Source organism: Thermogemmata fonticola, assembly GCF_013694095.1.
Taxonomy (GTDB): Bacteria; Planctomycetota; Planctomycetia; order Gemmatales; family Gemmataceae; genus Thermogemmata; species Thermogemmata fonticola.
In genome coordinates, this window is sequence record NZ_JACEFB010000001.1 from 605,663 (window position 1) to 630,139 (window position 24,477).

15 protein-coding genes and 1 pseudogene are annotated in these 24,477 nt (G+C 63.7%); 8 read left to right on the plus strand and 8 right to left on the minus strand.

Annotation, left to right across the window (positions count from 1 at the left end; genetic code table 11):
* The first annotated feature begins 23 nt into the window (after positions 1-23).
* Positions 24-473 carry a hypothetical protein gene (locus H0921_RS02235; RefSeq protein WP_194536383.1) on the plus strand — a complete coding sequence of 150 codons (450 nt, stop codon included), beginning with the start codon at positions 24-26 and terminating at the stop codon, positions 471-473.
* A 98-nt stretch (positions 474-571) separates the two neighbouring features.
* On the opposite strand, the gene H0921_RS02240 is transcribed toward H0921_RS02235, so the two are convergent.
* A complete protein-coding gene (locus H0921_RS02240; RefSeq protein ID WP_194536384.1) occupies positions 572-1,801 on the minus strand; it encodes a hypothetical protein in 1,230 nt (409 codons plus the stop codon).
* 149 nt (positions 1,802-1,950) lie between these two features.
* Here H0921_RS02240 and H0921_RS02245 point away from each other — a divergent pair, with 149 nt between their 5' ends.
* The 3 genes from H0921_RS02245 (at position 1,951) to H0921_RS02255 (ending at position 4,743) form a co-directional block, all read left to right on the plus strand.
* A complete protein-coding gene (locus H0921_RS02245; RefSeq protein WP_194536385.1) occupies positions 1,951-2,691 on the plus strand; it encodes a hypothetical protein in 741 nt (246 codons plus the stop codon).
* A 108-nt stretch (positions 2,692-2,799) separates the two neighbouring features.
* Positions 2,800-3,507 (plus strand): 3-keto-disaccharide hydrolase, encoded by a 708-nt coding sequence (locus H0921_RS02250; protein WP_194536386.1) that lies wholly within the window; start codon positions 2,800-2,802, stop codon positions 3,505-3,507.
* Positions 3,508-3,651: 144 nt separating this feature from the next.
* The gene (locus H0921_RS02255; RefSeq protein ID WP_194536387.1) at positions 3,652-4,743 is read left to right on the plus strand and encodes a tagatose 1,6-diphosphate aldolase; all 1,092 of its coding nucleotides are present in this window, start codon (positions 3,652-3,654) and stop codon (positions 4,741-4,743) included.
* Positions 4,744-5,081: 338 nt separating this feature from the next.
* Here the strand turns inward: H0921_RS02255 and H0921_RS02260 are convergent, their stop codons facing one another.
* Together H0921_RS02260 and H0921_RS02265 are read right to left on the minus strand one after the other, a co-directional pair.
* Positions 5,082-5,396 (minus strand): hypothetical protein, encoded by a 315-nt coding sequence (locus tag H0921_RS02260; RefSeq protein ID WP_194536388.1) that lies wholly within the window; start codon positions 5,394-5,396, stop codon positions 5,082-5,084.
* A 36-nt stretch (positions 5,397-5,432) separates the two neighbouring features.
* Positions 5,433-5,978: a hypothetical protein gene (locus H0921_RS02265; RefSeq protein ID WP_194536389.1), complete on the minus strand. Its 546-nt coding sequence runs from the start codon at positions 5,976-5,978 to the stop codon at positions 5,433-5,435.
* Positions 5,979-7,005: 1,027 nt separating this feature from the next.
* Here H0921_RS02265 and H0921_RS02270 point away from each other — a divergent pair.
* The 4 genes from H0921_RS02270 (at position 7,006) to H0921_RS02285 (ending at position 15,877) form a co-directional block, all read left to right on the plus strand.
* Positions 7,006-10,854, plus strand: coding sequence for a hypothetical protein (locus H0921_RS02270; RefSeq protein WP_194536390.1), 3,849 nt, complete (start codon positions 7,006-7,008; stop codon positions 10,852-10,854).
* A 191-nt stretch (positions 10,855-11,045) separates the two neighbouring features.
* Positions 11,046-13,253 (plus strand): DUF4139 domain-containing protein, encoded by a 2,208-nt coding sequence (locus H0921_RS02275; protein ID WP_194536391.1) that lies wholly within the window; start codon positions 11,046-11,048, stop codon positions 13,251-13,253.
* Positions 13,254-13,502: 249 nt separating this feature from the next.
* The gene (locus tag H0921_RS02280) at positions 13,503-14,879 is read left to right on the plus strand and encodes a phenylacetate--CoA ligase family protein (RefSeq protein ID WP_194536392.1); all 1,377 of its coding nucleotides are present in this window, start codon (positions 13,503-13,505) and stop codon (positions 14,877-14,879) included.
* 53 nt (positions 14,880-14,932) lie between these two features.
* A complete protein-coding gene (locus H0921_RS02285) occupies positions 14,933-15,877 on the plus strand; it encodes a glycosyltransferase (protein WP_194536393.1) in 945 nt (314 codons plus the stop codon).
* Here H0921_RS02285 and H0921_RS02290 read toward each other — a convergent pair.
* The 5 genes and pseudogenes from H0921_RS02290 to tpiA form a co-directional block, all read right to left on the minus strand.
* The gene (locus H0921_RS02290; protein ID WP_194536394.1) at positions 15,838-19,353 is read right to left on the minus strand and encodes a tubulin-like doman-containing protein; all 3,516 of its coding nucleotides are present in this window, start codon (positions 19,351-19,353) and stop codon (positions 15,838-15,840) included. The two genes, H0921_RS02285 and H0921_RS02290, sit on opposite strands and share 40 nt — an antisense overlap.
* Positions 19,354-19,568: 215 nt before the next feature.
* Entirely contained in the window at positions 19,569-20,123 is a 555-nt protein-coding gene (locus tag H0921_RS02295; RefSeq protein ID WP_315851825.1) for a DUF4276 family protein, read from the minus strand.
* Between the two features lie 97 nt (positions 20,124-20,220).
* Positions 20,221-21,335, minus strand: a pseudogene (locus H0921_RS18445) (AAA family ATPase).
* Between the two features lie 252 nt (positions 21,336-21,587).
* Positions 21,588-22,928 carry a redoxin family protein gene (locus H0921_RS18110; protein ID WP_194536395.1) on the minus strand — a complete coding sequence of 447 codons (1,341 nt, stop codon included), beginning with the start codon at positions 22,926-22,928 and terminating at the stop codon, positions 21,588-21,590.
* Positions 22,929-23,470: 542 nt separating this feature from the next.
* Entirely contained in the window at positions 23,471-24,235 is a 765-nt protein-coding gene (tpiA, locus tag H0921_RS02310) for a triose-phosphate isomerase (protein ID WP_194536396.1), read from the minus strand.
* Between the last annotated feature and the right edge of the window lie 242 nt (positions 24,236-24,477).

A 24,477-nucleotide genomic window follows, 5' to 3' on the forward strand; every position in this document is an offset into this window, starting at 1 on the left:
CTGGTCCAGGGGAGTACACGTCTATGCGAGATCTTCATCGGATCTCCAGGCCGCTGGCGGGGGCAGGGGTGTTACTTGTGCTAGGCAGCCTGATCGGTTGCCGGTCCGGGGAAAGCCAACCGCCGTTTCCTGAGCTGGCCACGGTCAAGGGGGTGGTGCAGCGGGGGAACACTCCCGTCAAGGGGGGTGGATTGCAGTTTCTTCCCCACAACGCAGGTGAGCAGAGCAACGCCTTCGTCATCACCGGTACCGTGGCCGAGGACGGCAGCTTCACCTTGAGCACGATCCGCACCACGGACCGCAGTGGAGAGAAAAAGACCGGCGCACCACCGGGACAGTACCGTGTCATTTACATGCCCGCCGTTACGGACCAAACCCAGGCCACCCCAGACCGCGCTGGACCGATCGAGCTGCCCAAGCCAGTCACCATCCAGCCCGGTGACAACAACCTGACCCTGCAACTGCCACAGTGAGCGGCACGGCACGTTCCCGGCCGTTTATTCCGCATCTCCACCCGTGGAGAGGATGCCCCTGACACCGCACGATGCGACCTTCACTGGGACCGGGTGACTCACTCCCCGCGCAGGCGGAGGATGAGGAGGGCCGAAAGCAGAAGCAGCAGCAGGACCGTTTCGGGCGAGGTGACGCACCGGAGGAAGCGGCCCAGGAGGCGGGTCCACCGTCGGCGGCGCTGCCGCGCCTGGCGCTCCGCCTGCAACTGCTCCCGGAGCTGCTGATACAACCCCGCCAGATACTGCTCCCCCCGCCGCCAATCCAGCAGAAAACGGAGACGCTGTTCCGGCTCCAGCTCCCGCAGGATCGGCACCGCCTGTTCCTGGCGCAAAAGAGCGGCCGCTTGAGCGCCGTTCGCCGTTCCTGCCAGCGGCCAGAGGTCTGGCAGATGGTGCAGGCTGTCCCGCAAGCGGCGATGGACTGCATGGAAACGCAAAAGTGACAGGGGATTGTCCAGCAAGGGGGCGTTGGCCAGGATTTCCCCGACTTCTTCCCAAGCGCGGTGGAGGCGGCGGAGCTGGACCAGGCGGCGGGAGAGCGCCCGGCGACGCTGCCGCTCGGCGAATGGCCCAGCTTCCCTGGACAGCGGTAAAGCCGGCGACGGCGGCGGAAGGGGGGCCAGGGGATAGGTCGGAGTCGGCAACGGCGGCGGAACCGGGGCGACCGGATGAGGCGGGGTCGGCAACGGCGGCGGGGTGGGCAGTCCGCCTGTGCTCTCCGCGGACAGCGGCATGTCCTGACGACCCGGTGTCGCTGGAGCAGTTCCGGCTGGGCCTTCTGCCACCGGAAGGGGAGACGGGAAGGACTCCGCAGCGGCGCGCGCGGGATGCGAAGCCAGGGACGCTGGCTCAGCGGAGGGGACCGGCCCGGCTTCCGACGGGGGGAAGGGCGCCGCCGAGGAAGACGCGGACTCTGGGACCTCCAAGGGGGTGTCCGCCACCGCTTCGGGCTGCCCAGACTCCGCTTCGCTCCCCGAAGGGAATGCCGGTTTTTCCACGGATGCCGGTTGCGCCGGCGTGACGTTTCTCGATCGTTGCGTCAGTTCCAGGAACGCCTGAGCCAGCCGGTTCATCCCTTCCGTGACCAATTCAGGATACTTCAACTGGTAGGGGCGCAGCCAATTCAGGCGTTGCAGGACGCGGGCTTCGATCTCGCCGGGTTCGAGAGGGACTGAAGCGGCTGGTGAAGTTTTGGGGGGCAAGCCGAGCAGTTCGCCAGCGGGCGGAGGCCACGGTCCCTCCGGTTCCAATTGCAGCCATTGCCGTAGCAAGCGGTAATCGGGAGTCATGCCGGGCGGGTCCCCCCTTGCGTTGGCATTGTAGCCGGTTGTGCCACGGGCGGGATTTTTCGGCGCAAGTTGGGCGCCCCTGGACGTTCCCTGGTCGGACCCCGATGGCTAATAGCAAGGATCGGACCTTCCCACGGAGCAACTCGGCCATGACTCGGCCCGCCTCGCACGATGGCCCGCCTGCCCTGACGGACCTGATGGTCCGCTTCCTCGCTCAACGCTCAGACGCCGCCAGCGCGGCAGTCGAGCTGAACGGCTGGGAGGTGGAGCCATACGAATTGGCCACGGGGTATCGCATCGATCCGCGCGCTGCCTGGCAGGCTGCCACCTGCCTGTTGCCCGCTGCCCCGGACCTCGCCCCGCCGCCGGAATGGCCCGCCCTGGTTCAGCTTCCCGTCGCGCTCTGGGCCATCCCCTGTGCCTGGGGCCTGTTCCCGCAGCGCTTGCAGCAGCTTCCCCCGTTGCTGGCCGCCGCTCCGCTCCAGCGCTTGCTTCCCGCCTCGGAGCCGCCCGCCTTGCCCGGCTTCGCCGCCCTGCGTCGCTGGATCGCCCAGCACGCCGCCCCGGCCCCGTTGCCCGCCGCCTGCGCCCGCCTCCTCCACGATTGGACCGCCGCGGAGCAACTCCTGCCGCCGGGAGAAGGGAACGAACTCGCCGCCCTCCACTGGCTCCGCGGCCAGCACCAGCGCGCCCTCGAACTCTGGGACCAGATCCCGGAACGGCCCCACATCCTCTTCAACCGCGGCATGGCCCGCCTCTTCTTCGACCAGCCCCGCGAGGCCCTGCCGTTCCTACGCCAGGCCGCCGCCCTTTGGGGGCCGGACCACCCCTGGCAGCCCCTCGCCCAGCTCTACGCCGCCGTCGCGCAGCTCCGCCTCGCCGCCGCCTGATCCCGCGCCCTTCCCGCTTCCCCCCGCAGAGCCTATCTTCTCCTCCAAGCCGCCTTCCGCGGCGGCCCCACCTGTTTCCGCTTCACCCAACCCTCGGAGACGCCCGCGATGTCACGCCTCCTCCTCTGCGCTGCCCTGACGCTCCCCTGCACCCTGCCGACCCTCTCCCGCACCGCCCAAGCGGAACCGCCCCCCGGCTTCGTCCCCCTCTTCAACGGCAAAGACCTCACCGGCTGGCAAGGCCATGTCACCATGGCTGAACGCGAAAAAATCACCGACCCCAAACAACTCCAGGACCTCATCAAAAAACGCACCGACACCGCCTTCCAGCATTGGACCGTCAAAGACGGCGTCATCTATTGCGACGGCCAGGGCAACGCCAGCCTGCAAACCACCAAAGACTTCGGCAACTTTGAACTCCTCATCGACTGGAAAATCACCCCCAAAGGCGATAGCGGTATCTATCTCCGCGGCCAGCCCCAGGTCCAAATCTGGGACTCAGACAACCTCCCGGACAACCTCCAGGCCGATCGCGGCAAAGGCTCCGGCGGTCTCTGGAACAATCCCCCCGGCGACCCCGCCAAACAGCCCCGCACCAAAGCCGATAAACCCGTCGGCGAATGGAACACCTTCCACATCACCGTCATCGGCGACCAGGTCACCGTCAAACTCAACGGCCAAACCGTCGTCGACAAAGGCAAACTCTATAACTACTGGTTCAAAAACAAACCCGTCCCGGACAAGGGACCCATCGAACTCCAAATCCACGGCACGCCCCTCTGGTTCCGTAACATCTACATCAAGGAGCTGCCCTGACCCTCAAGGCCTCCCCCCGCCGCCAAGCCCCCGCCGTTTCCCCCGCGCCGCTGACACCCCGCCGCCACTCTGTCCGAACACCGCCCGCCCCCTAAGATATCCCCTCTGAAACCACTGATCCTGCAACCTTCGCGAGGACCGAAAATGGCGGCGCTCTCCATCACCCGACTCTACGGCCTGGGCCTGACCCCCGGCAAACTCCGTGGCCTCCAACGCATCAGCAACCCCAACGGCACCCTCACCATGGTCGCCACCGACCAAAACTCCTCCATGATCAAAATGATGAAGGAGGCCCTCAAACGCGAACCCACCTACGACGAAATCGTCGATGCCAAGGTCATGCTCTCCCGCGCCTTGGCACCCCACTGCTCCGGCATCCTCGTCGATGCCTACTACGGCTACGCCTCCACCATGGCCGCCTTTGCCATCCCCCCTTCCACCGGCATCCTCATCCGCGTCGAAAAATCCGGCGCCCCGAAAAATGCCGCCGGCGCCCCCTGTGGCGAAATCGAACCCGGCTGGAGTGCCGCCAAAATCAAACGCTGCGGCGCCGATGCCGTCAAACTCCTCGCCCAATTCGAACCCGGTGAATTCGACTCCGCCGAGAAAAACTTCGCCCTCGTCCGCCACATCCACGACCAGTGCCAGGAGCTGGACATCCTCTTCCTCCTCGAACCGATCCACTTCCCCTACAAAGTCGCCGGACAGGAGGAATCCAAAGAAGCCGTCCTCGCCCGCAAAGCCCGCACCGTCATCGACACCGCCCGCTACCTCAGCCGCTACTGCGACATCTACAAAGCCGAGTTCCCCGGCACCCTCGGCTACGAATCCGACGCCCAACTCCGGGACAACCTCAAACGCCTCAATGACGCCTGCGAGCGTCCCTGGGTCCTCCTCTCCGCCGGCGTCGACTACGACCAGTACAAAAAGCAGGTGGAAATGGCCATCGCCGCTGGCGCCAGCGGCGTCCTCGGCGGCCGCGCCTTCTGGAAAGAGTTCTTCACCTTCCCCACCCCCGCCGAACGCCAAAAATTCGTCGAAACCGAATGCGTCCGCCGCCTCCGCGAAATCCACGCCATCGTCCAAACCGGCACCCCCTGGTTCCGCCGCTACGGCCTGACCCTGGAAGACCTCCACTCCATCCGCGCCACCGAAGGCTGGCACGCCCGCTACGCCGACGGCCTCGCCTCCCCCAGCCGCTCCGCCACCGCCCCCGACCCCCACGCCGTCTACTAACCCCCCGCTCCCCTCGCCCCTCTCCCTCTCCCCCTTCGCCCCACCGCTCGCCGCCCACCACCCACCGCTTCCCCCATTCGCTTTCCCCCCCATTCGCCCTTCGCCATTCGCCGCTTCCCCCATTCGCCATTCGCCATTCGCCATTCGCTATTCGCTGTTTTCCACCGCTCGCTGCTCGCCGCTCGCCGTCCCCACCATTCGCCATTCGCTATTCGCCATTCGCTGTTTTCCCACCATTCGCCATTCGCCATTCGCTATTCGCTGTTTTCCACCGCTCGCTGCTCGCCGCTCGCCGCTCGCCCAAAAATTTTTTCCCTTCCCATTTGACTTTTTCCATTTCATGGTTCATAAGTACAGTAGAAGGCCAGTAAACAAGAGTTCACACTAACCCAGCGGAGGACCTGGACATGACCGCCACCGCGGAACACAATCCGTCCAGCCCACCGCGCGGACCCCTCTGGGACGGCCACTTCACCCCTGAAGAGCGTGCCTGGGTCCGCCGCGCCGCCTACCTCCGCGCCCACGCCCACGACTGGAAAGCCATCGCCGAACAACTCCAAGTGTCCGAAGATGTCCTTCTCGATCGCATCGAAATGTATCACCACTTCTTCCGTAAGGAAGTCCGTTATTACGAACGTGAGAACATACGTCATGCCTGCCGTGAAGCCTGCATGATCTTGCGCCAGCTTTTACGCACCAACAAACCGACGCAGATGGCCAAGGCCGCCGACCTGATCGTCCGCCTGGAGATGAACCGCTACCGTCATCGGCCCCGGCCTTGCCGCTGTGCCGCCTGCTGCCGGGCCAGCCGTGCCGCCTCGGCTCCCGCTTCGGGGTCCCGCTCCGCTTCCCGTGCCGCCGCCGCCCCGCCGCCGCGCAAAGCTCCGCCGCCCCCAGTCCCCCGGGACAAACCCCCGACCCCACGCAAAAAACGCATCGCCGATCCCGTCCTCCAGTGCTTCCCGAACACGGCCCGCGGTCGCATCGCCCGCAGCCTCTACCTCCAGGCCCACACCATGACCTACGACCAGATGGCCGCCAAATGGGAGGACATGTTCCGCCGCGAATGCTTCAAGCGCCGCATCCCCATCCCCGGCGTCGAGTTTGAGGAATACTGGCTCAAAGAGGGGTACGACGGGGACGATGCCATCGGGTGGGACAAAAACGATCCGGTCTTTCAAGTCTATCTCCAGCTTCGCCGTCAGGGAGTGGTCGATTATCATACGATTCGGCATAAGATTGCTGAGATTTGCGGAGCCGATGCTGCAAACGTCTATGACTTGCGAGAGAAATGCAGAATGTTGCTGAACACGAACTGGGGCCAGGGTGTGGGTCGCGGCCCGCGTCCGGCCAACGGTTCCGCCGATGGAATGAGTGCTAATGGATCGGATTTGACAAACGGCGTCTCTCCCGCTTCCTCCGGGGCAGCGGGGGGAGCCAACGGCGGCCAGACGGTGACAGCGAATGGTCATGAGGAAGCAAAAACCGGCCAAAATCCAGGCAATTCTGCGAGTGCGAGCACTTCGAGCCGTCCTTCCACGGCCTCGGCTTCTTCCGCCGCTGGTTCCCCGCCTGCGCCGCCGAAGGTGAGCTTGGAGGAGTTTGTCCGTCATTATCCAAAAGATACTTATCTTGATTTGACACCGGATGACGGGAATGGGTCGGCAGGTGCTCCGCCGCATGGGACGGCTTCGCCGAATACCGAGACCGAGGAAAAACCGGGGACTGTCAAGTTCGGTCCTGAAGGGGAGACGGCGGAGGAGCGGGACGAGGACGAGCTGGACAATGGCGACTGGAACGAGGAGGACGGCGAGGGCGGCGATTGGGACGAAGGCTACGGCGAGGATGACGAGGAGGGGCCGGGCGGTCCGGGGAGTGGGGGTGGTCCAGGCGGTTCCCCGCGGGGTGGTCGGGGCGGTCCCCGTGGCGGTCGGGGCGGTCCGGGTGCGAGGGGTGGCGGCGGTTCTTCTCGCAGTGACAGCGGCCCGTCCAAAGGTGGTCAAAAATTCGATCCGTCGCAGTATTTCCGCTTCGGCATCCTGGACATCGGCCCACGGAATGAGGGCGGCGGTGAGGTGTGGGCTGGGAAGGATTTGCTCCGCCTTTGCGTGGAACAGTCGGACATTTTCGCGGCGGTGGAAGGGATGGAGGCGGCTTTGGCAGTTCCTCTTGCCACGGTCGGGGAAATTGGTTCCAATGGTGCGCTCCGGGAGTTGTGCACGCCGGAGGATTGGGGAAGCGAGACGCGATGGGATAGCGGCCATGATGGCGCCCCCGCCGAGGGTCGAAGCGCAGGACGACGCGGTCGCCGGACCGCCGTTGCGGCTGGTAGTCCGTTCGCCGTCGGGCCGCATGCTGACCTACGAGGTCGGCGGGAGCGAGTTCCTGCTGGGTTCGGCGGAGGGGTGCGACCTGCGGGTGCCGGCGTTGGACCTGCCGCCGGTGGCAGCGCAGATTCTCCGCCGTTCGGACGGGGCATATCTACGGCGGCTCAATCCGTCGGCGCGGCTGTGGCTCAATGGCCGCCCTTTGGCCGCTCAGGAGCTGCACCCGCTGCAACCGGGGGACCGCCTGCTGGTGGGGGACGTGGCGATCGACGTGGTGTTCCCCGCCGCCGTGGTCGCTCCGCGCTTCATCCCCTGGAACGAGCCGGAGCAGAACAGCCCGACACCCGCTTCGGACAACTCGTTGACAGCGAATGGCACAGGAGTGTCACCGGAGGAAGCGGCTTCCCCCGTCCGCGTTCCGACCGAGGAGGAATTGATCCGGCGGGCACGGGAGCTGGACCGACAGGCGGAGGAACTCGAAGCGGACCGGGTGCTGTGGTACCAGCGGCGGGAGCAGATCCAGAAGGAACTGGAGGAGCAGCGTCGGCTCATCGGGCTGCTCGGGGTGCACAAGGGGGACCTGGATCAGCGCGAACGGGAACTGAACCGACAGCGGGAGATTTTGACACAGGAACGTCAGCGGCTGGAGGCGCAGCGGCAGTACCAGGAGCAGCTCTGGCAGCAGCGGCAGCGGGAACTCGACGAACGGGAGCAGCGCTGGCAGCAGGAGTGGGCGGAACGGATCGCCACGCTGGAAAGCCTGCGGCAGGAGCGGGAGCGGCTGCGGATCGCCTTCGAGGAATGGGAGCGGCTGCGGCGGCGCTATACCGAGGAACAGCAGGCGTGGGAGCAGGAACGGGAGGCGGCCCAGGCGGAACTGACGGCGGAACGTCAGCGGTTGCAGGACTGGGAGGAACGCCTGCGGCAGCGCGCCGCCGACCTGGACCGGATGCAGCAGGCCTGGGAACAGCAGCAGCGGGACTGGGAGCGGACACGGCAACAGTTTCACGAGGACCTGCTTCTGCTGGAGCGGCGGGCCGCCGCGGTCGAACAGCGCGAAGCGAAAGTACAGCACCAGCAGACGGAACTGACACTCTGGCGTCAGCAGTTGCGGCAGGAAGCCGAGGAATGGGCGGAAACAGTCCGCCTGGCCGCCGAGGAACAGCAGCGCCTTCAGCAGGAATCGGAACGCCTCCAACGCTGGCACCAGGAACTGGAACAGCGGACGGCCGCGCTGGCCCAACTCCAGGAGCAACTGGAAGCCCAACAGGCGGCCCTGACGGCGGAACGCTTGCAGATCGAAGAGTCCCGGCGGCAACTGGAACGGGAGGCAGCCCAACTGGTCGCCCTGCAAGCTCGGCAAGCGGAACTGTCAGCCCAGTGGCAGCAGCGCTGGGAGGAACTGGAACGGCAGCGGCAGGAATTGGCTCAGCTCCAGGCGTCCACGACCCAGCAGAAGCAGCAGATGGCGGAGCAGGACGCCCTGCTGGCAGCGGCGTGGCAGGAAGTCGACCGGCAGCGGCAGGAGCTGCAAGCCCAAGCGGAGCAGTTACGTCAGCGTCAAGCGGAGCTGGACAGCCGCTCCGCCGAGATCGCCGAGCAAGCCGGGGCGTTGAAGGGTCGGCTGCTCCAGGCCCTGGCCCTGCACGAGCGGCTGGAGATGGACCGTCAGACCCTGCGGGAACGGGAAGCCGCCCTGGCCGCCGCCGAACAAAGCCGCCTCGCCCTTCAGGAACAACTCCGCCGCCGGGCCGAGGAACTCCACCGCCGCTCCCAGGAACTCGACGAGCTGGCCCAGAAACTGACAGCGGAACGCCAGCAACTGGCCCAGCAGCAGGAGGAACTGCATCGCCTCCAGCAGGAGCAGCAGCAGCACTGGGCGCTGCGGGAGCAGGAATGGAGCGAGCGGGAGCAGCTCTGGCAGAAGCAGCAGCGCGAGTGGGAACAACGGGAGCAGAGCTTGCAGCAGCGCTTCGCCCGCCTGCGGGAAGCGGGAGCCAATTTGGCGGCAGCCCGCAAGAACTTCGCCCGGAATCGCGCAGCCTGGGAAGCCGAACGCCAGCAGACCCTCGCCCAGATCGAAGAGCAGCGGCAGCAGCTCCTCCAGCTTCAGGAGCATCTCTCCCACGAGTGGACCGGCTTACAACAGCAGGCACCGGAGATCGCCCGGCAGATGCTCTCGGCCCAGGAGCAATTGGAGCAGGCCCGCGAAGTTGTCCGGCAGCATCTGGGCAGCTTCCACAGCTTCGCAGCGCAGCACCGGCAGGACCTGGAAGCCCTGCGGACGGCCCTGCGCCTGGAAGCGGAACGGCTCCAGCGGCAGGAGCAGGAATTGCAGCAGGCCCGCGCCGAACACCGCCTGGCAGTGACAGCCTTCCGCCAGCAACTGCTGGACTGGCAGGCGCAGATCGCGGAGATGAAGCGGCTGCTGAGCGGCGATGCCTCCCGCCTGGAAGCCCAGGAAGCCCAGGTGCGCCGCGCCGCCGAGGAACTGGACGCGGCCACCCGCCAGCTCGCCGAGCAGCAGGAACAGTTGCGGCAGGAACGCCAGGCGGTCGCCCAGAAACGCGCCGAACTCGAACGCCACCTGAACGATATGCGGGAATGGTACCGCCACAAACTGCGGGAACTGGCGGCCAACTCCCGGCCCAACTCGGCGGCAGCCTTCTCGGAGACGGACAGACTTCGCATTCTCCCGGCGGAAACATCCCCTTCTTCCTCCAGTGTCATCAGCCCGTCACCATCGCTGCTTCCCACCGAGGAGGTCGAACCGGGCGATCGCCAACTCGGCGAGCTGCTCTTGCAGCACCAACTGGTGGACCCGGAAACGATCCGCATGCTTTGGGATCAGGCGGCCCGGCAGCGGCGGACCTTGCGGCAAGTCTTGCTCCAAAGCGGCGTGCTGACGCTTTATCAGCTTGCTCTGATCGAAGCCGGCCAGTTGGACGGCCTGATCCTGGGACGCTTCCGCGTGCTGGATCGATTGCGGACCACACCGCGGGAAACTCTCTATCGGGTCTGCGACCCCCAGGTGCCGGAACCGGGCGGGAATGTCTTCCTCCTGCGGCATCTGTCGGAAGCCGAGATGGAGGATGCGGTGCATCCCGACGAGTTCCGCCAGCGCTTCACGGCTGTCCAGGCGTTGCAGCATCCCCATGTGGCGGCGGTCCGGGAAGTACTGGAAATTCAGGGCCGGCCCGCGGCGCTGCTGGATTGGCCCACGGGCTTGTTCTCCCCGGATTGGCCGGCTTCGGCGGGCGACCCCGGCTGCTGGCTCCGCCTGCTCACCCAAGCTGCCAGCGGACTGACAGCCGCCCATCAGCATGGTCTGGTTCATGGCCATCTCACTGCCGACTCGCTTCTGCTGACTCCCGATGGAGTCGTGAAAATCGTCGGCTTGGGCGAACCCCCCTGGCTCTGGCCGGGACCCACCCCTTCGGTGGAACCTTCTCCCTCGGCCGATCTGCGGGCCTTGGGACAGATCGCCGCCACGTGGACGCTCTGGTACCAGTCGCCGTCCAGCAAGCGGCAACGGCCTCGGACATTCCCCGAAGAGTTGCTCCAGGTTTTACGTCGCCTGGAAGCCGACCCCATGCCTCCGATGGCCGACATGCCTCCGGCTCACGTGCCCTACGCCAGCGCCGCCGAGCTGCTCGCCGACCTGCACCGCCTCGCCTCCCGCTTCCCCTGTTCCGAAGAAGTCTGGCACAAGCTGGTCCAATTCATCGCCGAGCAATCCCAGCCCGCCGGTGTCCACCAGGGACAATGGCGGCTCTCCGCCTGACACCATCCGAGCGATCTTGTTCAATTGTACACAATGAGCCAGGCATAATTCCAGCGCGGTGGGGCAAACTTTCTCCCTGCCTGTTTCGTCGGAATAGCGACGGCACCAGCCATCGCTGGTGTTCGGATACAGCGTCTACCGGATCGCCGTATTCACTACTGGACCCTGGAACCTTTTGTGGAGACCGCCTCATGACACGCTGGAAGAAGTGGGCTTTAGCCGCGGGGATTGCCGCCGTGGGGATCGCCTCCGGCGCGGGACTCGACCGCCTCACCGCCACTACCGCCGCGGCCCCGGCTGCCGCCCAGGACCTCAAACCCGCCGTCCATCTCCCCATCACCCGCGTCGTCCTCTTCAACAGCGGCGTCGGCTACTTCGCCCGCTCCGGCGAAGTCACCGATGATGCCCGCGTCGACCTCACCTTCCGCGAAGAGGACATCAACGACCTGCTCAAAAGCATGACCCTGGAAGACTTCGGCAACGGCCGCATCGACGCAGTCAGCTACGACTCCCGCGAGCCGATCGCCCGCACCCTGGCCAGTTTTGCCATCAATCTCAACGGCAACCCCACCTTTTCCGGGATTTTGACCCAGATGCGGGGCGAGCGGGTGGAAGTGACGCTCACGCCGACGGCGGTCAATCAGCCGGGCAAGCTCAACGGGGTGATTGTCGGGGTGGAGAAGCAGAAGGCTCCGGCGGGCAACACGACGATTGACGTGGAGGTGCTCAATCTCTGGTGCGCGGAGGGGCTGCGCTCGGTGAAACTGACGGAGATTCAGCAGTTGAAGTTTCTCAATCCCGTGATTGAGAGCGAGTTCCGTCGGGCGTTGGAGGTGTTGTCACTGTCGCATGACACGCAGAAGAAGGCGGTGTCGTTGTATTTTTCCGGTCAGGGGAAGCGGAAGGTGCAAGTGGGTTATGTGGTGGAGGCTCCCATTTGGAAGACCAGTTATCGGTTGATTTTGGATAAGGATGATAAGGAGGCTCCTTATCTTCAAGGTTGGGCCTTAGTGGAGAATCCCACGGATGACGATTGGGAGAATGTTCGTATGGTGTTGGTATCGGGGCGTCCGATATCTTTCAAGATGGATTTGTACAATCCTCTGTATGTCGATCGTCCGACGGAGCGTTTGGAGCTGTTCACCTCGCTGCGTCCGGTGACCTACCGCGGGGGATTCCGGCAGCAGGATGGTCAAGTCGCTCAGGGAGCTAACCGCGACAAGGAAATGGACTTCGGACTTCAGGGAGGCGGATTCGGCGGTGGAGCGGGTGCACCTCGTGCGGCAGCTCCTGCACCTCCGGGGATGCCTGCGGCGGATCGTGCTCTGAAGAACGCGGTGGAGGCTAAGCGGGATGAACGATTTGCTCGCGAAGTGGGCGACGAGCTGGGCCGCCGTTTGGCCACGGGCGCGGTCGGCAGTGCCGCCACGGCTGCCAATCTCGGCGACTACTACCAGTACATCATCCAGCACCCGGTGACACTCGCCCGTCAAAAGAGCGGCATGTTCCCCATCGTCACCAAACACATCCAGGGACAACGCGTCTCCATCTACAACCAAAATGTGCAAAAAACACACCCCCTCCGTGGTCTGAAATTCAAGAATACCAGCGAGGCGTATCTCAATCAAGGACCGATCACGGTCTTTGAAGGGAGCACCTATGCCGGTGACACACGGATTCTGGATGTCAACAAGAATGAAGAACGCCTCTTGTCCTATGCGATTGATCTGGGGATGGAGGTGGATCCGCAGGTGGGTCCTGGTACACAACAGATCACCAGTGTGCGGGCGGTCAAGGGGATCATCACCACCACGACGAAGTTCACGGAGGAGAAGCGCTACCGGATCATCAACCGGAGCGAGCAGGACCGGGTGCTATTGATCGAGCATCCGAACCGGAGCAATCAGCAGTTCCGGCTGGTGGAGACGGACAAACCGGTGGAGGAGACGCCGGAGTTCTACCGCTTCCAGACCTCGCTCAAGAGCGGCGAGACGAAGACCTTCACGGTCAAGGAAGAGCGGGATGTCCGCACGACGGTGCAGTTGTCGAATTCGAGCGATGATCAGATCCGCTATTTCATCAGTCTGTCGCAGTCGAGTCCGGCCCTGAAGCAGAAGCTGCACGAGGCGTTGACGCTCAAGGGTCAGTGGGATGCGGTGCGGCGGGAGTTGCAGCAGGTGGTGGCGGACTTGCAGCGACTCAATGCGGACCAGGATCGGATTCGCAAGAACCTGCGGGAGACGCCGCCGGAGGCGGAGGTGTACAAGACGTACTTGAAGAAGCTCAACGATCAGGAGAAGGAGATCGACGGTTTGACGGCGAAGCAGAAGGAGTTGATGGCGAAGGAGTTTGCGGCACGCAAGCGTTACGAGGACTACCTGGCCAACCTCTCCGACTGACACTCCGGCTCGCTGATGGCCGTGTCGGATAGCATCCTGACAGCAGCGGCTGTCCTCGGAGCGACCCGGAAAAACCGGGTCGCTTCGCATTTGCAAGTCCGGATTGCTTCGCTTTTTTGCGCGCGGTGGGGGAAACGAGAATTGGTGATTCAGCCGGTCTTGCCCTCGTTTTTTGCGTCATGGTAGACTGAGTCCTCTCCTTATCGATGAAGCGGAAAAGTCGCAAGCGGAGGGAAAGCGAGGGAGCGCATGTGGGCGTGGTGGAACCGTCAGGTGTTGCAACCGTTGGCGGCTTGGAAGAACGGCAGCCGACACTTGCGATATTTGAAAGAACTGGAGCGGCGGCAGTGGGATTCTCCGGAGGTGATAGCGGCTCGCCAGTGGTCCGCGGTGCAGAAGCAATTGCACTTCGCCTATGAGCACGTTCCCTACTACCGGCGGAGGTGGCGGGAGTTGGGGATTCATCCGTCGGACATTCGGCAGCCGGGGGATTTGCAGCAGTTGCCGGTGCTGACGAAAGCGGAGATTCGGCGTCACGGGGCGGAATTGTGCGCGGAGGGAAGGGACCGACAGCGGTGGCGGATCAAGCGCACTTCGGGTTCGACAGGCGTGCCGCTGACGATCTGGATTGATGAGGAAGCGGTGCAATGGAAGACGGCGTGCACGCTGCGGAGTGATCAGTGGAGCGGGTGGCGGCTGGGGGAGCGGGTGGCCAAGGTGTGGGGCAATCCGGAGTACCGGCAGCAAGGGTGGCGAGGGTGGCTGCGCAACTCTCTGCTGGAGCGGGCCTACTACCTGGACACTCTGGGCATGGACCGGCAACGGATGCGGGAGTTCATCCGTCAGTTGCATCGCAAGCCGCCGGGATTGCTCTTCGGGCATGCCCATTCCCTGTATTTGCTGGCGGACATGATGCGCCGGGAAGGGTGGTACGGCGTGCGCCCCAATGGCATCATCGCCACAGCGATGATTCTGCACCGCTGGCAACGGCGTGTCATCGAGGAAGTCTTTGGCGTGGCGGTGACCGACCGCTATGGCTGCGAGGAAGTCAGCCTGATTGCTTGCGAGTGTGAGGAACACCGGGGGCTGCACCTGAATGCGGATAGCGTGTACACGGAAGTTGTGGACCTCCGCCCGACGGGCCAGGATGGAGAAGCCGCGGGCCGGCTCCTCGTGACCGATTTGTGCAATCGGGCCATGCCTTTGATCCGGTACCAGATCGGCGATGTGGTGGTTCCTAGCAGCCGCCGCTGTCCTTGCGGGCGGGGTTTACCCTTGATCGAACGAGTGGAAGGGCGGGAGGCGGACTACGTGGTGACACCCCAGGGACAATTGATTTCGGGCATTTCGCTTACAGAGAACTTCGCCCTGCACATTCCCGGTGCCGCTCAGGTCCAGATCATTCAGGAAAGTCTGCATGCACTGCGCATCCGTTTGGTCCCTGATGCGGAGTTCGGAGGGCCGAGCCGACAGAAGATCGCCGCCTTGGTGGAGAAGTTATTCGGGCCGCAGGTGCAGCATGAGGTGGAACTGGTCGAGCAGATTCCCCAGGAAGCCAGCGGGAAGTATCGTTTCTGCATCTCACGGGTGTGGGGGGAGTTGGCGGCGGAGGCACCCGCGGCGTGAAGCCGGCGGCGGAATGAATCGGAAGGTCCAAGGCGGGAGAAAGCGAGGCGGTCATGCCGCAGTGCCATCCCCTGGTATCCGTCGTCATGGCCACGCGGAATTACGGCCAGTATCTGGCGGAAGCGGTGGAGTCGGTGCGGGCACAGACCTATCCCCATTGGGAGCTGTGGATCATCGATGATGGTTCCACGGATGAGACGTTTGCGGTGGCGGAGCGCTGGCGGGAGGATGCTCGCATTCACTACGTTTATGCGGAACGGTTGGGACAAGCACGAGCCAAGAACCTGGGGATTCGCCTGAGCCGGGGCCAATGGGTGGCATTTTTGGATGCCGATGACCGCTGGGAAGCGGACAAGCTGCGCCGCCAATTGGCCTTGGCAGCGGAATATCCCCAGGCCGGTGTGATCTACAGCCGCCGTCGGCTGATGGATGCGCAGGGGCGGGAAATTGCATCGCCTTCTGCGGAACGCGAGTTGCCGTCGGGGTGGATTCTGGAAGAGTTGGTGGTGCAGAATTGGGTCTGCTTCTCTTCGGCGATGGTGCGCCGCGAGGTTCTGTCCCACGTGGGGATGTTCGATGAGCGGCTGGAGTTAGCGATTGACTACGATCTGTGGCTGCGGGTGGGGATGCATTATGCGTTTTATGCGGTGCCGGAAGCGTTGGTGTGGTATCGGACGGGCCATGCCAATTTGTCGCGTCGGGTGGTGGAACGAGGGGAAACAGCATTAGCGATTCTGAGCCGGGCGGTGGAGCAATACGGTTTGGGAGAGAAGGTTTCAGCGCGGTCGTTGCAGGAAGCAGCGGCTTCGACCTGCCGGACGCTGGGATACGTTTTGCGGCAAAGCTCGGCGCGGGAAGCGGCGCGGTGGTACTGGCGGGCCTGGCAGCAGGGGGGCCATTGGTGGCTCACCTGCCGGGGACTGCTTGCCTGTCTGCATCAAGCTCTGCGGCGGGGGATTCAGAAGGCTTTCCACTCGCTGACATCGATGCGACAGTGAGGCGAAGTTTCGCACTGTTCCAGCCAGTGCTGGTAGGCCAGCGCGGCTTGCGTCCCCGCCTGTGGCAAGGATTCCCAGGGGAAAAAAGCCCATTCGCGGTAGAGCACCCACTCATCCTCCAGATCGGCTAGAAGCAGTCCTTCCAGGGGTATGGTTTGAAGGGTGAGGTCGCGGAGGGCAGCGCCGGTCGATCCGCCGGGGCAAGCGACCAGGAGCAGCTCCGTCATCGCCTCGGAGGCGGAAAGTCCGGGCGGCGGCTCGGCGGCGTGGAACATCCTGCGCAGGGCCTCCTGGATGTCTGCGGACGAGGGATAATGCTGCCGCAGGACGTGGAAGAAATCGATCTGTTGCAAGCAAGGGGGCAGCAAGCCCGCCAGGGTGTGCACCAGGCGCTGCCAGCAGTGGTGCCGCCCGCGCTCTTCGAGCAGCAGCGAAAGCAGCGGGCCTTCGGACGATTCCTGGAGAGCTTCTAAGGCGGCCGTGTCGATCACCTCGATTTGCTGCGGCGAGAGGGAGCGGAGAAGGCGTTGGGCTAACTCGTCCAGATTCGGGCAATCGGGGGGCAAGAGCCAATCGGGGGGCGGGCGGCGTTCATGGGCGCTGCGAGTGGGAACTTCCTCGGCCAAGTTACGGAATTGCTCACGGGCCCGGCGTACTTGGCCGAGCGGTTCCAGGAGCAAGTCCCGGAGTTGGTGGTAAAAGCGGAGCAAGCCGCGGTGGAGGAGCGTGGCATACTGGAGTTCGGGGAAGCCGCGGAGGGCTTCGCGTAGCTCGCCGCTGCCGGGGCGGCGCAGGCCGCGGGAGGCATGGACGGCGTTCATGAGCACTTCGTAATGCTCGCGGGCCTTTTGGGCCTGTTGTTCCGCTTCCTGGGTGAAGCGATTCCAGAATCGCTCGGCCACCGCGATCCACTGCATCAGGAGCATTTCCGTACCGCCCAGGTACAGGCGGCGATCCCGGCACCAGGTCTCCAGGCTTTTAGGCAACTGCTTGCGTAGCCGGTGGAGGTGATTCTCGACCGTGGTGCTGAAGTGCTGCTCAATGACTCCCACGGCGGGCGATCCCAGGGGGCGCGGCGGTCCCAGGAGCAGAATAAGTTGTTCGACGGTTTCTTCGAGGCGGGCCGCTTGGGGCCAACGGGCGAACCAGCTCCGCGGGATGTGCGGGGCGACGAGTTCCGCCCAGGTGTCGCTGGCCGGCCGCCCCAGGGCTGCCGCCGCTGCTTGCTCCAGTTCCTCCCGCATCTGAGCCGGCGTCAGTTTCAATTCCGACCAGAGGTGATGGGCGAGTGTCAGGAACTGTTGGGAAGGTTCGGCGGCGGCGGGCAAGTCGGTCCAGCGTTGCACGCACTGTTGGGCGCAGGCCAGGGCCAAGCGATGGAGCAATTCGCGCCGCGGCCAGCGCCAGTGGCTCAAGGCGGGCCAACTCAGGGGAAGCTGAGCTACTCCCGGTCCGCGGGAACGGGCGTAGGCCAGGCGCAGGCGCTGTCCCACAGGTGTCAGCAGGTGGAGGCGGAGGATTTCCGCGGCGAGAAGGTCCGAAGGGGTCAGGGAGAGGCGCAGAGTGCGTTGCGGCATGGGCGTAAGCCGCTCATCCCGGCTCGCGGGACGCGTCAGGATGCGGGAACCCGCGGGTCCCGGTTCGCGCCGTGTTCGCAGGCGTAAAACGGCGGAATCCCGCCGCGGCGGTGGGGCTTCCGTGTCGCGCACTGCTTGCTGGACGACAAAACAGCGGTCGAAGGGCGGCTGCCGGGTCTGGATGCGTCCGTGCAACTCTTCGTATTCGACGGTGTAAAGAGTATCCGGGCGGCTGTAGTGAGCCAGTTCCCGCAAGGCGGCGTAGGTGTTGGCCAGCGCAGGCTGCAAGGCGGAAGCATCCCCAGCGACGGGAGGCAACAGCAACAAAGCTTGGACCGTCACGCGGGGCATGTCCAACTGTTGCAAGCGGCTGCGCACAGCATAGGCTAGGTCGAGAAACATCCCGCTGCCTGTTCCGCCTCCTAGACTCGCCAGAATCATGACAGTCAGCCCCAGAGGCACATCCGCCGCGGCCGCGTCATTTGGCGGTGGGGGCGTGTTCCAGCCGGCGAGGGTCAGCGAGCGCAAAGCCGACTCCAGGCGCTGGAGGATCAAGCGGTGGTGATCACAAAAGGCGAGTCGGCCGAGCATGCGGACGCCTTCCGTCCGGGGCTGACGGGGAAGCACATGAAGCAGGGGAGGGTCGAACCAATCCTCGGTGATAAGTCGGCCGCTGGGCCGGGGACGCATGTAATAGGCCATGCGTTGTAGCGGCGTGTGGATGACATCCTCCTGGGGCAAGGCGGCCCATCCCTCGGAGGCCGATTCCTCACTAGCCTGGCGAATCGTGTCTTCATCCGTGTCAATGAAGAGGAACTCCAGAGGGGGAGGGGGTGGAGCGCCGGCCGGTACGCCTTCCGCCAGTTGCAGCCATTCCCAGCGCAAGCGTTGCAGGATCGGCAAGGCGGACCCGCCCACCCCGATGACCAGAGCCGGCGACAATGCCGCTGCCGCCGCTGGTTCCGCTCCCCGCGGCGTCTCGCGATCCTGCTCCGCGGGCGTGGCTGGCAGCAGCGGGCTACTCTGCACCCCCGATCCTTCCGCAGGACGACGCAATGCGGGAAAGCGCACCACGCCGGACGGTGTGGAACCGATCAGATGCTGCACGAAGGCGGTGACGGTGGGCCAGCGTTCCTCCGGCTTCTTGGCCAAGGCGCGGGCCACAATCGGCCGATCCGACGGCGGAAGCGGCTCCAAATGCGGCGCCTGGAACAAATGTTGCCGCAAGAGCTGGGCGGGGGTCGTTCCATCAAAGGGACGCCGCCCGGTCAGTAATTCCTGATACACGCAGGCCAAGCTGTATTGATCGCAGTAGCGGGTGATCACTCCGTCAAAGGTCTCTGGCGCCGCATAAACGGGCGTGATTCCCCCGGTCACCGCTGCGACCAGCCCCTGCAAGTCCTTCACTTGGCCAAAGTCCGCCACCTTGATGTGATTGTGCAGGAGAAAGAGATTCTGCGGCTTGATGTCCAGATGCTGCAACTGGAACTGGTCGTTGAACAGATCGAGAACCTCGGCGGTCTCCAGCATGTAGGTGAGCAGCTCGTGCCGCGGGATGCCGGGAAGACCAGCTTCGCGGCACTGCACGAACCGGTCCCACAGATTGCAGTCGGCTAGCTCCATGACAATCAGGAGCCGGCCTTCCACCACATCGAAGCGGTCCAGGGCTAAAAGATAAGGGTGGCGCACCTGCTTGACACGCGCCAGGGCCTTGAGTTCCTGCAAGGCGAAGCAGGCATCTACTCCGCTGCGCAGGTCTCCGTGAATGATCTTGATGGCTTTGGCGATCCCTCCTGGAGCCACCGCCTTCCAGACTTCGCCGAACCCTCCCGCTCCCAACCGCTCCACCAGCACGTACCCGGGCAGCGGCTCGGCCTGTGCAGCGATACGCAAGGACATGGGATGATCTCAATATGGCGGATTCTATCTCGCTAGGAACCGCGCAGGGGCACGCTCCCCAATTCCTCAGAATCTTGCTTGAAACTTAGCACACAAAGGGACAGCGTGGGATTTTTCGACAGACGTGACACTGGCTTTTTGACAACAAATCAATTTTCCTGCTTCCGTCGAAACTGCCCCGTGGCCTTCCTTGATACTGCCCCATCGGATCGCAGTCACACAGACTCGAGTCGGTGCATCCAATCGGCAAAATGGGGGCATTTCTGGCGTAGGGTATCCAGTCCAGTCCTTTGTACGACTCGTGGACCATGCAAACGTTTCTGATAATCAGGGAGATGTTGGCAAATCCGTGCGGACGGGTGGGTGGTATGGCCTTCGTTGATCTCTTTGGGAGACAAGCCGCTGATGGCCTGAGTCAGGTGGGACACTTGCTTCTCACACCCGGGCAAGACGGAAGGCAGATGGTGCAGTCCGGCGAAGACCAAGGCTTCAAATTCATGCAGAACCAAAAATGGCAGAAAACGCGGGTCCCCGATGTCGTTCTGGAATGCGTCCTCCAAGTGTCGCACACGCTCATAGGGTGTGCCCGCCGGAAGGGTGTCTTGGCCCGGAAAGTCATTCGGGAGGCCGTAATAGTCGATCATCGTTGTGACCAATACCACATTACTATCACGTAGAAGTTGACGAATCTCTTTTTTGACTTGCGAATAAGAGCTGATGCCGCCCTTGAAAGTGGCTCCTGCCTTGGTGCGTTTGGTTTTGGCCAGCACCGGCGTCAGCTCTAATCTCGACTCCAGATGGGGGGGGCGAGCACATCGCGAACAAAAGTCTCTTCAGTTTGTCCTTCGACGGAGATAAACCTCCGTCTCATCGTGTGGGCCGTCCTCCGAGCAGGTTTTTCTCCCACGGATCACCCAATCCGTAATCCTCCAGCCAGGATGTCATTTCCTCGGAGTTCAAACGCCGGAATACCGACTGGCCTTCCTGACGATCTACGACCAGGATGTCCTCCGGTTGGAATTGATTGACCAAGGTCACGGATTGTGTTGCCAAGATGACCTGAGTATGGCGGGCGGCGCTGCGCACCATATCGGCCAGTAGGGAAATGGCGTAGGGGTGGAGTCCGAGTTCAGGTTCATCCAGTACGATGGTTTTGGGCAATAGTTTTGGCGGCTGCAAGAAGAGGGTGGTCAAGCAGATGAAACGGAGGGTGCCATCCGAGAGGGCGTGCGGGCCGAAGAGGGTATCCGAGCCGTGCTCGCGCCATTCCAGGCGGATCTTCTCCGGATTGAAGGGCGAGGGCCGCAGTACGAAATCGCCGAAAAAGGGGGCTGCCAGCCGAATGGTCTCCACGATGTTCCGGTAGTGGGCTTCCTGTTTTCCCGGAGCAGGTACAAGTAAGCCGCGAGATTTGAGGCGTCCGGGCGGAGAAAGAGGTTGTCGTGAATGTCTCCGGTTTGTTTGACCCCGGCGGACGCACTCGTGTCGTGAAAGTGATAAAGCCGCCACGAGTTCAGAGCAGCCAGAACATAATGGGCCACTGCATTCCCTGCCTGATCCCACTCATTCAGGAGCGTTTCATGATGCACACGGGGGGAACGTAAAACTTCGGAGTAAGGTGCCTGATATAGTTGGCGGTCATGAAAGTAGATGATCTCGGAATCAAACACGAACAGGTCGTCTGCTGTCGGGATAAGCGTGCAGGTGTAGCCGTTGGCCAAATGGCTTCCCCGTGTGAACCAAAGCTCGATGTCCAGGCGTTCGGTGGTTTTGCGGCCGTAGTGAAGAATCTGATCCGCCCCGCCTGCCTGAGCTACATAAGTTTGCATTCCCTGGGCGGCTAAGCGGTTCATGAACTGAAACAGGCTGATGAAGTTCGACTTGCCGGCTCCATTGGCACCAATCAGGACGTTGATAGGGCGCAGCGTGATCTCGGCTTCCCGGATAGATTTGTACCCTTTGAGGAGCACACGCTCTAACATGGGCCGATCCTGCGAAGCGATGCTTCAACTCTTTCAGGTTCCCGTTGCGTTCTCCCACGCTACTACCTCATCTTCCCTTCTCCGCGATGGAGGGGGGAAAGCAAGCCGGGTGAGTCCACACGAAATCTGCAATTTTGTCGGAAGGCCGAGACAGAGGAATCGTGACAAACGAAACGACTCAGCCGAGGAGGAATCGAGGCGTCGCGCACCCGAACCAAGCGAATGCGAGGGGGACAAGGGCGATGCGGGTATTCACGGTGACAGGTGGCGGCGGAGGGCGGCTTCCAACTCGGTCTTTTGGCCGGGGTGTCCTTTCCAGAGGAGTTGGCCATGCCGATCGAGTACCACCGCGGTGGGGTAACCTTCCACGGCGAAGAGATCGCGGACACGTCCTGGCCCGGCTCCCGGTTCCACGTAGACGGGGTAATTCACAGTGTGGCGAGCGGCGTACTGCTGGGCGGCTTGCAACCGCTGCTCCAGCGGCAACTCGTCGCAGAGCACGGCCACGATTTGGAGTCCTGCGGCACCATAGCGGGCTTGCAAGTCTTTGAGAATGGGCACCACCGGGCGGCAGTGGGGGCAGTCGCTGGTAACAAACTCCAGGACCACGAGGCGGGCGGAACTGTCTCCAGGGAAGCTCCAGGGGCGCTGCAAGGAATCGACCAGAACCACCGTGAAGGGCTTCCCGATCTGGGATGGCGAAGAGTTTTGCGATGAGGGAGGGTTCCCCGAAGGCGGCACGGGGAGCTTCGGCACTGGCGGCGGGGGTGGCGGCGGCGGTAAGGAGGGAGGGCCGGGAATACTCACCGGCGGCGGCGTGTAGGGCGGGCGCGGTCCATCGGCTGTGTTTTCTGGCCGCAGCGGCGGAGCGAGATTTTGAGGCGGCGGGATAGCTGGCGCTGCCGGCGTTCCCCCGCCCGTTCCTCCTGCACCACCGCTGGGTAGGCGACCGCTGGGCGGCAACGACGGCGGCACCGGCTGGCCAGACCCGCCATCCGGCTGGAAGGCGCCATCCGAGCTGGCCCGTGGAGTGCGGGAACGCGGCACTCCTTCCGGCGGCGGTAATAGCGGATCGCCTGTCCCGACGCTACCGGCGTCTGCTCCGCTGGCGGGGTCCTCGCGCAGGACGAGAGTCAAAGTCGTATTCGGCACTTTGGTTTGAACCGTGCCGCGCCAGCGCCGTCCTTGTTGCTGGGCTTCAGCCGTCAGTTGATAGCTCTGGCCCGGTTTGAGACCACGGGTCAAAAAGTAGCCTTGATCATCGCTGTAGATGCCCATCGCTCCACCGGGGGAGGACGGCAAAGGTTCGATGCGAATGAAGACATTTTTGGCGGGACGGCCTAGAGCATCGACGACTCGGCCGCCCAAGGCATCGGAGGCCGCCGCCGTTGTACGGCTCCAAGGGCCGCCTTTGGGCACGCCCGTTTTGGCGCCGGGGAGTTGGGCGGACGGGTCCAACCAAGCCGGTTGCTTGCCGCGCGCTGCGGGCATGGCGGCAGGTTCTCTTCCCTCCCGGCTCCGCTCGCTCGTCTTGCAACCGCTAACCGCCAACAGCAGCAAAAGCAGCACGTTGACGGCGCCACGACCCCACATCGTCCGCTGGCCTCCCGTTTGCCACCGCATCTCTGGCGGCGGATGCGCCCCTCTGGCTTTCGAGGGGGCAGCTTCCTTCACCGGCGGTGATCGCAACCCGTCGGCTGGACTAGGACAGCATCCTTCAGGGGCATCATTCCGCACGGCAGGGTTACGGTCAAGGCCACCTCCGCGTGGCGGCAGCTGGCCACGCTCGCCCCACCGCCTCCCGAAACGATCCGGAGGAAACGGCGGATCTTGCCAGCCTCACGTGCGGGAACAAAACGGAGAGTCAGGGAAAATCTGAGTCCCGCAGGGAAAACAGGGAGGACGAGGATTCTAGCGAGAGGGGCGAAAGAACGGCGAGCTGCAAATTGAGGCGGGGCAGGGCCGAGGAAAGCGACAGGGTTTTGTCGAGAATGTTGTGAGAATTAAGGATGCTTCAGGAAAGCAGCGAGAGAACGGCAGCACCTCGCGGGAATGGGGACAGTCCAGGGAACGGCAAAGGGAGGAGCGATGCCGAGGAAAGTCATGGCAGAAGCGCAGGCGAGATCGGTTTGCGGTCAGAGGGCGGCTCGGACGATCGCCAGGAAGGAATCGGCCTTGAGGCTGGCCCCGCCGACGAGGCAACCGTCCACGTCCGGTTGGCGGAGCAGTCCCGCGGCATTCTCCGGCTTGACGCTGCCGCCGTATTGGATGGTGATGGAGTCCGCCGCTGTCGAGCCGAAGCGCTCTGCGATCTGAGCGCGAATGAAGGCGTGGGCCTGCTGGGCTTGCTCTTCCGTAGCGACCCGGCCTGTGCCGATGGCCCAAACCGGCTCGTAAGCAATGGTCAGCGCGGCAGCTTGTTCCGCCGTCAGGCCGGCCAGGCCGTTCTGAAGCTGGCGCAAAAGGACGCTTTCCGTCTGGCCTGCTTCGCGTTCGCTCAGCAACTCGCCGATGCAGAAGATGACGTGCAGCCCTGCCCGCAGCGCTCCGTGGAGCTTTTTGTTGAGAAACTCATCGCTTTCCTGGAGTCCATGCCGCCGTTCGCTATGCCCGATGATGACGTATTGGCAGCCCGCCTCCCGCAGCATGTACGGCGAGACCTGCCCGGTAAAGGCTCCCTCGCGCTCGTAATGGCAGTCCTGGGCGCCGAGCGCCACGGGAGTGTTGCGGAGCACTTCCCCCACGGGCAGCAGCCAGGGAAAAGGAGGACAGACCGCGACGCGCAGCCGGCGAGCCGTTTCCGCATCGACCCCCGCTGCCACGCTCCGGGCTAGCTCCCGCGCTTGCTCCAGAGTCGTGTACATCTTCCAATTGCCGGCGATGAACTTCTGCCTGGGCATAACACCTCCTGCGGGCAAATCTCACTCACTCGCCACTGCGTGTCAGTTCACTGGCGTTTATTCCGCTCCGCGGTTCTATCCTCAGCGCGGTGGGCGAACTGTTCCGCGTTTTGTCTCTGGCCGTTCGCTGGGGCCTATTCCGCAATCGGTGCCGGCGGAATAACCGTGGCGGCCAACTGCGGAAAGCCAGGGAACGCTTGCCTACCCTTGGGGCGATAACGCTTGCCTACCCTTGGGGCGAT